The organism is Desulfosarcina cetonica JCM 12296 (genome assembly GCF_001311845.1).
GTDB classification, from domain to species: Bacteria; Desulfobacterota; Desulfobacteria; order Desulfobacterales; family Desulfosarcinaceae; genus Desulfosarcina; species Desulfosarcina cetonica.
The window spans coordinates 1-12,817 of the sequence record NZ_BBCC01000174.1; the positions used below are offsets into that span (position 1 = coordinate 1).

The window sequence follows — 12,817 nt, forward strand, 5'->3', positions numbered from 1 at the left end:
ACAGAAGGTTGATGTAACCCCAATATTTGGAGGGCTGCTTAGAAATTGGGTTTTATTCCGGCTTGTTTGCAGAGTTCATTTGCGGTAATTCTATCGAGTTGCCTATGGCGTTTTACAGGAATGACTTTGGTTCCATTTGTATATATGGCATGCTTTGCACCTTCTCTTAGGAGGTAAAAACCATGCTGTTCCATGTGTCGGATGAGATCACGCCGTTTGACCGACATGCTGAACCTCAATGGCCAGTTGCTCAATAAGAGCGTTTCCGTTCGGCATTTCCCTGCCAGTTTGGCGGTAAGCAAGCACCATCTCATTGAGAGCATCCCGAAGCATGGCTCGGCATTCTTCAAGGTCTTTTCCTTCGGTGAGGACCTCGGGCCATTCCACTAATTGGCCCATGTACCCTGAATCGATCTTTGTGTATTTGGCTGTGTAGTTGATCATTTTTACAAATTCCTAACCCATCTAAAAAATGGATAAAAATGTTTTATTTCACAATGCCAATGTGACCCCAGCTTGTAATAATTGTCATTGTACTTAGGTATTATAAAATATGAAGGGCCTCATAACAACAGCTTTCACACAGGACCAGGCGGACGGCGGTATTTTAAAAAAGCACTGTGCTTGCATGTATTCCATCATTGTTAGTCCGCATAGTTGGTTTCTTGATCCGTTTGTAGTCCTTCTTGAATTGAGTCGTATAATGTATTTTCAACTATCCAACTCCTGAAACAAAGCATCAACGGAATCAACTGTATGAAGATCGTTTCCCTTTTCAGATTCCTTTAGCGTTTTGGCCGTAACATCGTTGGGCAGTTTTATTTCAAATGGGATCCCATTATGCAATGTGATCTGCGACAGGTACATGGAAATAGCTTCTGACATCGAAATGTTTAGTTTTTTCAATATTATTTGAGCGTTATGCTTTACTGTCGGATCGACGCGGGTTTGAATTATTGCTGTTTTTGCCATGACCTTCTCCTGCTTTGTGTTTACGATTGCATTACATTGAATATACAACAAACTGGGCAAAAATCAATATGCTTAATTTTAGTTACAATATCAGTGTATTAAAGCGAAACTGTCACTAAAGTGGGATCGGGAAAAACGGTGGCACCTTGGACGATCACAATTTCATTATAACTTGGGGTATTTTGAGCGTTTGGTAATACTTGTTCCCGGCCCCTTAGTTTGGCGTTATCGCGCCGAGCAAAGCTCGGCGCATCTTGCAGGGTGCAAGTCCCTGTCGGGAGGAAGTCAGTAATGGCTTTCTGTAAGGGTTAGCCACCCACCGTATCGAGCCTTGGGTCCATGGCGGAGATATTTTCTACTCATTGTAAGTGCTGGACGCCGAGGGTTTTAACGTGCGCCGAAGGCAACACAGAAGCATCCGTTTTGGCGAGGATGTGGAGGTCCGCCGGAGTCCACAGGCCGTGGCATGCAGGAAGAGATGCGCTGTAGAACTCGGGAAGCCCCAAAGGTTCCAGGCAAAAAAGGATGGTCCATTACAGCTCCGAAATGCTGAGTCCCAACACCTGGTGGGAGGACTGCGATAGTCCTCTACAAGCCAATGGGGTGTCTTATCAGGCATATTACTCCGAGGTGGGGAAAGCCCACCACATGGGGAAGGACCTGACGGAAGTACGTAGCCCGCAAAGGAAACTCGTACCGGACAAAGTAAGGCTGGAGCAATACGAGCCAACCTCCCTACATAAGGAAAGTTAATAATGGGAAATATCGATGATAATTACACTTTCTATTTAAAGATTTTTTTCAAGAACATTGAGGATTCAGTTTTTGTCAAGATTCGAAAGAAAGAATCGGAAAGATTTGAACGAAATATTGATTTGTTCAATGAGAATAAAAGACGAGTAATATTTTTTAATTGTGACACTATTGACGGAAAATCAATAGGTGTAAATTTAGCACATATTCAAGCGGTCCAAATTTTATGGGAACCTTCTGCGTACATTGAGGATTTAAAGCATTATGGCGGTCCCATAAAAATGCTGCTTAAGGACCGGAAAGAGGCAATTGAAACTGACACCTCTGACCCTGAAGAGTTGCATGATTTTTATAGTGATTTAGAGCATGGGCCGGAGATAGTAGGTAGTTTTTCTGGTTTTACAGATGAGGATGGAGAAAGAATTGTGATCAACATAAATGAGTTGTTATATATAGAAGCACCAAGAACCTTAATGAATGAAGGGTGGAAAATAGTTAAAGAAAGAGATGGAATTGTGTAGGATCTGCGACCATTTTTTCGGTGAGCCACGTCAGAAGAAAAGCAGCCATCGAATTTATAAAACTCCTTGGCAAGGTGATCCAAGGGTAGATATCCAAAACGATAAAGGAAAAGCCAAGGCATACCAAGTAAGGCAAGTGCTTTTGGCTATTGAAAAGCTGGAGGTCGAAGATGGGCCAAAAAGATGACAAATTTACATACCGGGTAGCTTGGTCTGATGATGATAATGAATATGTAGGGCTGTGTGCTGAATTTCCGAGCCTCAGTTGGTTGGCTGAGACACCGGAAAAAGCTTTGAAGGGAATCCGCAAACTGGTGGCTGATGTCGTATTGGACATGGGCAAAAATGGTGAATCAATACCTGAACCCTTTGCCAGCAGGCGCTACAGTGGGACGTTTATGGTCAGGATTCCACCTGATGTTCATCGCAAATTGGCCATTCAAGCTGCGGAAGCTGGCGTGAGTCTTAACCGTATTGCCAGTTCCAAACTGAGCCAATAGCCGTGAAGATCTGCACACAACCATGCAGTGCAGTAGACCTCCAGGACGGTGCCACTCTGTAATCCAATTTTGCCCCCCGGTGTTAAGTTAAAAAGCTTTCATTTCCGTTGGGATATTTCTTTGCAATGGATACAGAACGGTTGTCGGGATGGGAGGGGCCGTAAGGAACGTAGCGACCGAAGGCCCCTCCCATCCCGGACATCGATACTGATTCAAATCCGACGGCGCATCAGTTCCAGTGCTTTTCCAACGCAGTTTTGACCTTTATCGCCAGTTCTGATTTCGAGAAAGGCTTTTGAAGGAGTACGAACGCTTGATTCAGAACGCCCCGGAGGGCGATCGCGTCAGCCGTATACCCGGACATGTATAGGCAACGGAGCTTCGGACAAAGGATTTGAATCCGTTCCGCCAGCTCACGACCGTTCATTTCCGGCATCACCACATCGGTGACCAACAGGGCAATTTCGTGGGCGTGGTCCTCGGCCAGTTGCAGGGCTTCTCCCGGAGCGTTGGCTGACAAGACATGGTAGTTGAGCTCGGAAAGCATCTGCCGGGCCAGTTTCAAAAACGAGACGTCGTCTTCGACCAACAATACCGTTTCCCCCCGCCCCCTGGGGATTTCAGTTGTGTCCGTGGGACGTTTTTCAGAAATTTCACCCTCATGCCGAGGTAGGTAGATCCTGAAGGCCGTGCCTTGTCCGGGTTCGCTGTAAACATTGATAAAGCCATTGTTTTGTTTGACGATGCCATAGACCGTGGAAAGCCCCAGGCCTGTGCCTTTCCCCAATCCCTTGGTGGTGAAGAACGGTTCGAATATTTTGCCCAGGGTTTCGTGATCCATGCCGCAGCCGTCATCACTGACGGACAGCAGCACGAAATCGCCGGGACGCGCCTCTGCATGTCCACGGCAGTAGGATGTATCGACGGTTACCGTCCCCGTTTCGATTGAGATGTTGCCCACATTGGCGATGGCGTCCCGGGCATTGACACACAGATTGGCCAGGATCTGGTCAATCTGGGACGGATCCATCATGACGGGCCACAAGCCGTCCCCAGGCAGCCAGGACAGGTGGATATCCTCGCCGATCAGCCGTCGCAGAATCTTGAGCATGCCTTCCACGGAAGCATTCAGGTCCAGCACTTCTGGGGTGATGGCCTGCTTGCGGGCAAAGGCCAACAATTGCCTGGTGATGTCCTTGGAACGCATGGCGGCGGAGAGGATTTCTTGGAGATCTTCGTACAACGCTTCGCCCGGGTGCACCTTGTCCAACGCCATTTCCGAATAACCGATGATAACGCTAAGGATGTTATTGTAGTCATGGGCCACACCACCGGCCAGGCGGCCCACCGACTCCATTTTTGCGCCTGGGCCAGTTGGGACTGGAGTTTTTCCTGTTCTTCCTCCGCCTTTTTGCGCCCAGTGATGTCCCTGACTATCCCCAGCAGGTGGCGATGGCCATCCAGATCGAGAGGAGCCGTGCTGACATCCGCAAAAAAGACATTTCCGTCCCTGCGCTGGACCGGGAGTGCCTCGGCCAGGGTGATCTCGCCGCGGACTTGCCTGTCGAATTGCGTTCGCACATGATCCATGCTTTCGGCCGGGTGGATGTCTTCGAGCGAAAGATCCTTAATCGCTTCCGTGGAACATCCCAGCATGGTGCCTATGGCGTGGTTGCCCAGGACAAAGCGACCCGTTTCGGCATCGGCCATCAGAATGCCGTCACTGGCCGACTGGAAGATGGCCATCAGGGTTCGTTCGGATCTCTTCCGCTGGGCCTCCACCGCCATGCCGTGAAGCGCGAAGGAAATGTCGCCGGCAATCTCCATGAATAATGAAATCTCCTGCGGATCGGTGGCGAACGCCACCGGCAGGTAAACACTCATCCAGCCGTAATGATGGTCGTTATGGACCAGCCCCACGGTCATGGCGGCGTTTCCCGCATGGGTGTTTGCTAAAGGACACCCCTTGCAGCCGCCTGTCGTGGTATCGCTAATGATCACCTGCTCGGAAGACTGCCCCCGTCGGCAACAGGTGGGAATGCGGCCTTCCCGGGCCATTGCCGACAGGTGCTGGATTTGCTCATCGGCCAAACCGCCGCAGGCGACCGCCGATTCCGTTGGAGGCCCGTCGGCCAGAAGAACCCAGGCGCCCTGAAAACCGCGGGAGGCGATCAGGTTCTTGCAGATTTCGTGGATAAGGTGGTCCTTCCGCTTTTCATGGACAATCAGGCGGTTGACGCCACGGATGGAACGGAGTACGGCGTCCAGATGCTTTTGGCGAGCTTGGCGCGTTCACCATCCATCCACAAGCCGAGCTTCCTTGCGATGTCCTCCAATAGTCGGCGTTCTTCCTCGATCAACGGGTCGCCATCGCGAGTGTTTTTCTCCTCCAGACAGCCAACGGTCACCTCGCCGACGATTCCCTCGGTCAGCACGATGTCGGCGGCGTGTCTCCATGGCGTATCCTTGAAATTGGGCGTGATGACGGTATGGCCATCGACGGTGATGCGGCAATAGACACTCTCGGGATCGCGCCAACCTGACGGAATAATCTTCACGGCTGCCGCCAGCATGCCTTCGAGGGTGTTTCGCGATTCCGTGAGAAGGGTTGTTAATTGATAAAGGCAATGGATCTCCTTGGCGCGCGCTTTCAGCTCGACCGTCCGTTCCTCCACTTGGATCTCGAGCTGTTCACGATGCCGTTGCAGTTCCCTGCGGTAGCGGTCCAATTCCAGGAACATCTTTACCTTGCCGAGCAGTACTTTCCCGTCGAACGGTTTGACAATGTAATCGATGCCGCCGGCCTCATAGCCTTTGAAGATGTGCCGTTCGTCGCAAAGGATGCCGTGACGAAGATGATGGGGATAACCCTGGTGTTGTCATCGCCGCGCAGGAACTCGGCCAGTTCATAGCCGTCCATCCCCGGCATCATTACGTCCAGGATTGCCACCGCGAAACGATGGTCCAGGGTGGCGGCCAGGGCTTGGTTGCCGCTGGAAGCTTCGATGATGTCGGCATCAAGTTTCTTCAGGACCTGCTTGAGCGCCATCAGATTTTCTTTTTTGTCATCTACGATCAGGATTTTCTGTTTCTCTCTCATTTGGCTGAAGCCTCTCTTTGACGGCTCGTTCCTGAAAACCGTGGCAAAATTGGTTGCCCCCCGTGTATCCATCCCATTCACCAACTACTTGATGCCGGATTCAATCAAATGCCTGGCAATTGCTCCGTAGGGAGAACAACGTCCACCATGCCGGTATCAATGGCTGCTCGGGGCATGAACGGCGATCCGGCGCTGGACGGTGCCTGGGCAATGGTGTGCCCTCCGGCCTTTCGGACGGTACACACGCCCTGAGCGCCGTCGTCATTGGTGCCCGACAGGATGATGGCGGTCAGGCCCCCGGCCCATGCGCGCGCCGCACTTTTAAACAGTACATCGATGGACGGCCGCGACCATCTCACGCGCGGGTCTATGGAAAGTGCAATGCTGCCGCCTTCCTCCACGAGCATGTGGTAATTGGCTGGCGCCGTATATATCCGATTGGGCGTGATCACGGTTTTGTCCGAGGGCTCGATCACCGGCAGCTGCGTTTTCGTCTCCAGATGGCGGGAAAATGCGCCGTTGTCGCTTGGGTGAAGGTGCTGAGCCACGAGCACCGGAGGCTGGAAATTCTCAGGTAGTTTCGATAGGATGACAATCAGTTCGTCGATACCGCCGGCCGATCCGCCGATGACTACTGCCCGGCAGACGGTTGGTCGCAGGCGGTCGATTGTTTCCGCCATATCGGTCGGAGAATTATGCATCACCCTATCATGGCTACCCATCAACGTCCATAATCCCGTTCCCGGACTTTCGGTAAATCCGCGCCTTCTCGTCAACGATGGTATATTGCTTTTCGGCGGCTGTGAAACGGAGGTCCTCCTTTGCGCCAAGGCAGAGGAACCCGCCATGCACCAAACTCTCGGAAAAAAGCCCAATGGCCCGGTTTTGGAGTTCGCGATTGAAATAAATCATCACATTGCGGCAGAAAACCAGATGCGTTTCAGCGAAAACACTGTCAGAAGCCAGGTTGTGGCCGCCGAAAACGATATTCTTCCGTAGCGAGTCATCCATGCAGGCGGCGTCGTAACGGACGTGATAGTACTCGGCGAACGAGGTCTTGCCGCCCGACTGCTGGTAGTTCCGCGTTGCCTCCTGCATGGTCCCCGCCGCGTACACGCCTCGCGGGCTTTATCGAGGACTTCCTCATTGAAATCGGTGGCATAGATGGTCGCCCGGTGATAGATGCCTTCCTCCTTGAGCAGGATTGCCAGGGAGTAGACCTCTTCGCCGGTCGCGCATCCGGCATGCCAAATCTTGATATGTGGCCAGGTCCGGAGCAGAGGAATAACCTTTTCCCTCAGTTCACGGTAGACGAATGGGTCGCGGAACATCTCGGTCACCGAGACCGAGAAATAGCCCACCAACTTGGAAAAGAGTGCCTTGTCATGGATGATTTGGGGAATGATCGCGGATGCCTGGGTGAAGCCGGTGGCGCTCATGAACTGACCGATACGCCGCACCATGGACGCCCGGGCATAGGAGCGGAAGTCATACCCCCAACGTCGATAGATGGCCTCGAGCAGGAGGTCGATCTCGATATTTTCGATTACGGATTGCTGCTTGGGTTGAGGCTCCATGTTCCTGTTCCTTAGGCCGGCACGGTCACCGGTGCAGCCACACCCGCATCATGGAGATAAGCCGCTGGGCATCGACCGGTTTAGACAGGTAATCGTTGGCTCCCGAAGCCAGGCACTTTTCACGGTCCTCGGGCATGGCCTTGGCTGTCAGGGCAATCATCGGCAGTTTTTCGAACCGTTTTTGGACGCGGATTCTGCGCATGGTTTCGTAACCGTCCATCCCCGGCATCATGATGTCCATCAGCACCAGGGCGACATCGGGATGTTCATCAAGCAGCCTTAGCGCCCGTTGCCCGTTGTCGGCCTTCAACGGTGTCATTCCATGATCCGACAAAAGACGGGACACGGAAAAAGCGGTCCGCATGTCGTCATCAACCACCATGACCTTCCTGCCTTGTAACAGGGTGTCCGTATCATAAAGATCCTGGATGATCCGTCGTTGATCGTCCGGCATCTGGCTCACGACACGGTGCAGAAAGAGAGAAACCTCGTCCAACAAGCGTTCCTGGGAGCGGACGTCCTTGATGACAATGGCCTCGGCATGCTCGCGGAGGGTCGCCTCCTCGGCCCGGGTCAATTCGCGGGCGGTATTGACGATGACCGGCGGGATATCCATGCCCTCCTTTTCCAGGCTTGAGAGAAGGGTATGGCCGTCCATATCCGGCAGGCCAAGATCCAGGACCATGCAGTCGTAATGATCGGAACGGAGTGCTGCCATGGCTTCGTCACCCCTGCCGACTCCGACCACGGTGACCTCGCCGTTACCGATGAGTTGGGTCGTCTGACGGCGGATTTCCGGATCGTCTTCAACCACCAGCACTCGCTTGGGATTGCCGGCGGCCGCTTGGTCGAGCCGACGAAACGCCGCTTCGAGGGCTTCTTCGGAAAGCGGTTTGACCGCGTGACCGACGGCACCTCTGCGGATAGCGTTGGCGGAGGGTTCCTCGACGGATACGACGTGGACGGGAATGTGGCGGGTGCGGGTGTCCGCCTTGAGGATTTGCAGGACGCGCCAGCCATCCATTCCCGGGAGGCGGATGTCGAGGATAATGGCACTGGGCAGGTGTTTTGTCGCCAGTTCGAGCCCTATCTCACCGCTGTGCGCGACCAGGCATTTCAACCCCCTGGCATGACATTGATCGAGCAGAATCCGCCTAAATTTCGGGTCTCTTCAACGACCAGGACCGCCCGATCACCCGGGGCAATGGACGCGGCGTCGTCTGTAATCGGCGGCGAGGGCGGGGGAGGCGTGGGAAGCGGCGATGGGTCCGGTGTCCCGGGGTAGGAAGGCTTGGCGGCTTGTTTTCTCATCCTGCCGGCATTACCGTCCCGGGCGGTTGCCGCAGCAGGCAGATACAGGGTGAAGCTGGAGCCTTTACCCGGTTCGCTCTGAACCTGGATCTCACCGCCCAAAAGTCGCGTGAGTTCCCTTGATATGGACAGCCCCAGGCCGGTTCCCCCGTATCGACGTGCCGTGCTGCCATCGGCTTGTTGAAAGGCCTCGAAAATGATTTTTTGCTGTTCCTGCGAGATTCCAATACCGGTGTCCCTGACCGATACGGCCAGACACGGGTGGCCACCGAGCCTGCTTCGCGTGAGGTCGGTCCCCGGGGCGGGCCGGTCGAAAGTGACCGTTACGCCTCCCTGATCCGTGAATTTGATGGCGTTGGAAACCAGGTTGCGCAGGATCTGCTCCACCCGCTGGCGGTCGCTGGTGATCTCGGCCAGTGCTTCGGGACGGATGCTGATATCCAGTTTGATGCCCTTCTCCTCGGCAATTTGCCCGAAAAAGGAACGTAGGCCGTCCGCCAGTTCACCTACCCGTACGATTCCGAAATGAAAATCCGTGCGGCCGGCCTCTATTTTGGAAAGATCCAGAATCTCGTTGATAAGGTTCAACAGGTCGTTACCGCTGTTGTAAACAATCTCTGCCGACTGCACTTGATCGGCGGTCAGGTTGCCGTCCTTGTTGCGGGCCAGTCCCTGGGCCAGAAGCAGCAGACTGTTAAGCGGGGTGCGCAGTTCATGGGACATGTTGGCTAGGAATTCGGACTTGTATTTGCTGGCCAGAGCCAGTTCCTCAGCCTTTTTTCCGATTTCACGGCGTCCCCGTTCGACTTCCTGCTTCTGGTGCTCCAACAGCTCGTTTTTCTCCTCTAGTTCCGCATTGGCGGCCTGCAGCGCCTCTTGTTGGGCCTTTAGCCGTTCCTCGGACATCGTCAGACGCTGGGTCTGCTCCTCGAGTTCCTCATTGCTGGCCTGGAGTTCTTCCTGTTGGCTCTGGAGTTTCTCGGATAGCGCCCTGGATTCCTCCAGCGCGCGGGTCAGTTGCATTCTGCCCTGGGCGCTTTCCACAGCAATGGCAATGGCGTCCATGGCTTGCGCAAGGTAGTCCAGCTGAAGGTCGGTCAGCTCGGTAAAGGTGCCGATCTCGATGACGCCCTTGACCTGGTCTTCGTAAAGAAACGGCGTCACACAGATAAACCGCGGCGCCCGCTCGCCCAGGCCCGACGTGACCGTGACGTAGCCGTCGGGCACGTTGCCGATAATGATCTGCTGCTTTTCCAGGGCCGCCTGCCCGACCAACCCCTCTCCAGGCTTGAAAACGTTCGAAAGGTTTTTCCGTTTTTTGTAGGCATAACTCCCCACCAATGAAAGTGCCGGCTGATCACCACGTTGGGCCAGGTAGAATGCGCCGAGCTGGGCATCCAGGGTGTTGGCGATTTCTTTGATAACCACCGAGGACAGAACCTCCAACGGTGAATCGCCACTCATGGCATGGTTTAGCCGTGCAATGCCGGATTTGAGCCAGACGGTGGCCGCCGATTCCTTATGGTTTTGTTCCAGGGCGGCGGCCATGTCATTGAAGGCCGATGCCAGCATACCGATCTCATCGTCGGTGTGGACGTCGGTGCGTACCGTTGGGTCGCCTTCGGCAATGCGTGTGGATGCATGGGTCAGGATTGCGATGGGCCGTGATATGGTGCGGGCAACCAAGAGTGACAAGGTCAGGGCCGCCAGGAAGGTAACCAACCCCAATACGACGAAGCCCATCGTGAGCCTATTGATCGGGGCCAGTGCTTCGGCCTCGTCCATTTTGATGACCAGTCCGAGCCCTATTGCCGGAATGGGCCGCCAGGCCGCTAATACGGGCATGCCACGATAGTCGGGATAGTGCCGCGGCCGGTTTTCCCCTGCGTGGCCTCCCAAGCCGGAATCGCCGAGCGGCTTTCCCGATGCAGGCTCCGAATAAACGCTGCGCCGCTGTCATGCCGGGTTGGCGCGACCCAGATGGTTTCATCGCCCATGGCCTGAACAAGGCTGGTCTCTCCTGTTTCTCCCAAGCCGACATAATCGCCGGCCACGGCATTGATTTGCTGCATGGACATCCGGATGGCCAGAACGCCAAGCCACCCGTCCAGCCCTTTCACCGGCGCGGCGATAAACATTGCCGGGCGTTTTGAGGCGTCGTAGACACGAATCACGGAAAGCGCAATCCGCTTGTCGACTTTGGCCGATTCGAACACCCGTGCCAACTCGCTGTCTTTATAACGTCCCGTGAACAGATTGGTTCCTAAATCCTTTTCCTTGGCCAGGGAGAAGATCACATCACCTTCATCATTGATGATCAGCAGATCATCCATGTTTTCTTTGTCGATGAGGCTTCCAAGGAATGGGCCGTGTTTGTTTTCCATCGCCTGGTAGGCGTCTGAGTTCAGGCCGTTGGCAGAGAATGTGCGGCTGAAATCCATAAAGGTTGCCTTGACGGATGACCGCTGAGACAAGGATGTCACGTCGCTGCGCCGTTCCGCGACCATCCGTTCGATCCAATGGGTCCGTTCCTCGGCTATCGTTGCCAGTCTTTCCAGAATGATGTCGCGAACCGTTCCTGTGCTCTGCCGGTAGGCCACGGTAACGGCAATAGCCAAGGGAACGATCGCGACCAAAAGGAAGAAAGCGGTCAGCTTTTCTGCGATTTTGAGTTTCATCGAAACGGCCTCCGGGAAATTACCAATTTTTATTTGACCCGTTCATCATCCGTGACTTTTTCCGAAGCAATTATTTTGTATATGAAATGTAAAGATGTTTTCTATGACAACCGATATTGGTTATCGGGCAGGGGGGTGTTTCTATTTAGACATTTTTAATCGCTACTGAAGATGAGACAGGATGGTTACATGAAAACGGTTTTAATTGTTGACGATGATGAACAATTGAGAAAGATTCTTGCTAAAATGCTGAAACAGGCAGGCTTGAAGGCGATTGAGGCAAGAAATGGAACTGAATGCATATCGTTGTATAAAACAAAGTCCCCGGATTTGGTTGTAATGGATATCATCATGCCTGAAAAAGACGGCCTCTCCACCATCAAAGCCATCAAGGAAATAGACAACCAAGCGAAAGTGCTTGCCATGTCAGGTGGTTTGGTAATGACACCGGAGGTATATCTCGACGAAGCAAAGAACATCGGAGCTGATTCTCTTATCTCCAAGCCGATTGATCGGCGCTTCTTAATGGAAACGATTGAAAATTTATTGGGATAGGAATCTCAGTCGTTTGATGGAAATACCCATTGCTATTTGTGAACGATATCATTTTAAGCTGTATTTGCCGTTTCCCATCCAATCAAAGCGTTTCCTCTTGACGCTCTCCACCGGTATTGAGGAATTTTCCCGGATTTTGCCATGTTTGCCGGTTCTATAAACGTTATGGCCCGACCGACAACCGCTTCCCCTGCCGGATGCGGTTGCGAAGCGTCGTCAGCCGGGCATCCATGGCGTCGAGCTGCCGGAGAAGAACCCGTTCCTCGTCGGAGGTTTCCAGTACGCCGGCGATTCCGCCGTTTTGGACGATCACCCGCCGGCTTCCGGAAAGGGCCAAGAGCGGGTCATGGGTGGCCATGAGGACGATCTTTTCCTGCTTCACCAACAGGTTCAGGGCCTGACGGCGATCCACGCCGGCGTTTCGATCTCGTCGATCAAAACGATGGGCGAGGCGCTCAGACAGGCCACATCGGCGATCATCAGGGCCCGCGATTGCCCGCCGGATAGCGCCGTGACCGGCGTGTGGCCGTCGAAGGGTTCGCCGGCCAGGCCGACGGCGGTGGCCAGGATCTCTGCGACCACGGTCTCGACGGATTCCACCAGGCGGCTTTCGGCGTGCAGCGTGAGAAATTCATGCACCGAAAGGTCCATGACGAAGTTCATGTTTTGGGATAGCTGGGCCACCAGGCGGTGTTCCCCGGAAAGCCGCTGGACCTCGTCCGGCGGCCGTTCGTTGATCAGAATCCGGCGGCCGGAGGGGGTGTCGCCCTGGGCCAGGCATTCGATGTCGGCCAGAAGGAGACTCTTGCCGGCACCGGTGGTCCCACCACGGCGATGACATCCCCGGCGG

General features: G+C 54.0%; 18 protein-coding genes and 1 pseudogene. 4 read left to right on the plus strand and 15 right to left on the minus strand.

Annotation, left to right across the window (positions count from 1 at the left end; translation table 11 throughout):
• Positions 1-38 precede the first annotated feature (38 nt).
• The 3 genes from JCM12296_RS49490 to JCM12296_RS26815 form a co-directional block, all read right to left on the minus strand.
• Positions 39-323: a type II toxin-antitoxin system HicA family toxin gene (locus tag JCM12296_RS49490; protein WP_306304135.1), complete on the minus strand. Its 285-nt coding sequence runs from the start codon at positions 321-323 to the stop codon at positions 39-41.
• A complete protein-coding gene (locus tag JCM12296_RS26810; protein ID WP_054699606.1) occupies positions 208-444 on the minus strand; it encodes a type II toxin-antitoxin system HicB family antitoxin in 237 nt (78 codons plus the stop codon). Before JCM12296_RS26810 ends, JCM12296_RS49490 begins: the two co-directional genes overlap by 116 nt.
• Positions 445-711: 267 nt before the next feature.
• Positions 712-972 carry a type II toxin-antitoxin system RelB/DinJ family antitoxin gene (locus tag JCM12296_RS26815; protein ID WP_054699608.1) on the minus strand — a complete coding sequence of 87 codons (261 nt, stop codon included), beginning with the start codon at positions 970-972 and terminating at the stop codon, positions 712-714.
• Positions 973-1,727: 755 nt separating this feature from the next.
• Here JCM12296_RS26815 and JCM12296_RS26825 point away from each other — a divergent pair.
• Positions 1,728-2,246 carry a hypothetical protein gene (locus tag JCM12296_RS26825; RefSeq protein WP_054699612.1) on the plus strand — a complete coding sequence of 173 codons (519 nt, stop codon included), beginning with the start codon at positions 1,728-1,730 and terminating at the stop codon, positions 2,244-2,246.
• A gap of 170 nt (positions 2,247-2,416) precedes the next feature.
• On the plus strand, positions 2,417-2,746 hold the full coding sequence (locus JCM12296_RS26830; RefSeq protein ID WP_054699614.1) for a type II toxin-antitoxin system HicB family antitoxin: 330 nt from the start codon (positions 2,417-2,419) through the stop codon (positions 2,744-2,746).
• Between the two features lie 229 nt (positions 2,747-2,975).
• Here JCM12296_RS26830 and JCM12296_RS37115 read toward each other — a convergent pair whose 3' ends face one another.
• Positions 2,976-4,103, minus strand: coding sequence for an ATP-binding protein (locus JCM12296_RS37115; RefSeq protein ID WP_054699616.1), 1,128 nt, complete (start codon positions 4,101-4,103; stop codon positions 2,976-2,978).
• A 98-nt stretch (positions 4,104-4,201) separates the two neighbouring features.
• Positions 4,202-4,804, minus strand: a pseudogene (locus JCM12296_RS49495) (PAS domain S-box protein); the annotation flags it as partial.
• On the opposite strand from JCM12296_RS49495, the gene JCM12296_RS40345 reads away from it, so the two are divergent.
• Positions 4,713-4,901 carry a hypothetical protein gene (locus JCM12296_RS40345; RefSeq protein ID WP_172684125.1) on the plus strand — a complete coding sequence of 63 codons (189 nt, stop codon included), beginning with the start codon at positions 4,713-4,715 and terminating at the stop codon, positions 4,899-4,901. The pseudogene JCM12296_RS49495 and the gene JCM12296_RS40345 overlap by 92 nt on opposite strands.
• 70 nt (positions 4,902-4,971) lie before the next feature.
• Here the strand turns inward: JCM12296_RS40345 and JCM12296_RS26845 are convergent, their stop codons facing one another.
• From JCM12296_RS26845 to JCM12296_RS26875, 8 genes are read right to left on the minus strand one after another with little or no spacing between them, the layout of a single operon-like run.
• Positions 4,972-5,487 (minus strand): hypothetical protein, encoded by a 516-nt coding sequence (locus JCM12296_RS26845; RefSeq protein ID WP_054699620.1) that lies wholly within the window; start codon positions 5,485-5,487, stop codon positions 4,972-4,974.
• A gap of 2 nt (positions 5,488-5,489) precedes the next feature.
• Positions 5,490-5,918 carry a response regulator gene (locus JCM12296_RS26850; protein ID WP_083456557.1) on the minus strand — a complete coding sequence of 143 codons (429 nt, stop codon included), beginning with the start codon at positions 5,916-5,918 and terminating at the stop codon, positions 5,490-5,492.
• A gap of 32 nt (positions 5,919-5,950) precedes the next feature.
• Positions 5,951-6,547, minus strand: a complete 597-nt coding sequence (locus tag JCM12296_RS26855) for a chemotaxis protein CheB (protein ID WP_172684126.1) — start codon at positions 6,545-6,547, stop codon at positions 5,951-5,953.
• Positions 6,548-6,560: 13 nt separating this feature from the next.
• Positions 6,561-6,857, minus strand: a complete 297-nt coding sequence (locus JCM12296_RS50895; RefSeq protein ID WP_422699181.1) for a CheR family methyltransferase — start codon at positions 6,855-6,857, stop codon at positions 6,561-6,563.
• Positions 6,758-7,423, minus strand: coding sequence for a CheR family methyltransferase (locus JCM12296_RS26860; protein WP_246804930.1), 666 nt, complete (start codon positions 7,421-7,423; stop codon positions 6,758-6,760). Before JCM12296_RS26860 ends, JCM12296_RS50895 begins: the two co-directional genes overlap by 100 nt.
• Before the next feature lie 25 nt (positions 7,424-7,448).
• Positions 7,449-8,543 carry a response regulator gene (locus JCM12296_RS26865; protein ID WP_054699624.1) on the minus strand — a complete coding sequence of 365 codons (1,095 nt, stop codon included), beginning with the start codon at positions 8,541-8,543 and terminating at the stop codon, positions 7,449-7,451.
• Positions 8,540-10,633 carry an ATP-binding protein gene (locus tag JCM12296_RS26870; protein WP_172684127.1) on the minus strand — a complete coding sequence of 698 codons (2,094 nt, stop codon included), beginning with the start codon at positions 10,631-10,633 and terminating at the stop codon, positions 8,540-8,542. The genes JCM12296_RS26865 and JCM12296_RS26870 overlap by 4 nt, the downstream gene beginning before the upstream one ends.
• Positions 10,567-11,412 carry a cache domain-containing protein gene (locus JCM12296_RS26875; protein WP_054699628.1) on the minus strand — a complete coding sequence of 282 codons (846 nt, stop codon included), beginning with the start codon at positions 11,410-11,412 and terminating at the stop codon, positions 10,567-10,569. Before JCM12296_RS26875 ends, JCM12296_RS26870 begins: the two co-directional genes overlap by 67 nt.
• A gap of 189 nt (positions 11,413-11,601) precedes the next feature.
• Between JCM12296_RS26875 and JCM12296_RS26880 the strand changes: the two genes are divergently transcribed.
• Positions 11,602-11,967, plus strand: coding sequence for a response regulator (locus tag JCM12296_RS26880; RefSeq protein ID WP_054699631.1), 366 nt, complete (start codon positions 11,602-11,604; stop codon positions 11,965-11,967).
• A 163-nt stretch (positions 11,968-12,130) separates the two neighbouring features.
• Here the strand turns inward: JCM12296_RS26880 and JCM12296_RS42595 are convergent, their stop codons facing one another.
• A complete protein-coding gene (locus JCM12296_RS42595) occupies positions 12,131-12,379 on the minus strand; it encodes a hypothetical protein (protein ID WP_218188305.1) in 249 nt (82 codons plus the stop codon).
• On the minus strand, positions 12,358-12,817 hold a 460-nt coding region (locus JCM12296_RS26885), incomplete at its 5' end, for an ATP-binding cassette domain-containing protein (protein WP_218188306.1). The genes JCM12296_RS26885 and JCM12296_RS42595, both read right to left, overlap by 22 nt.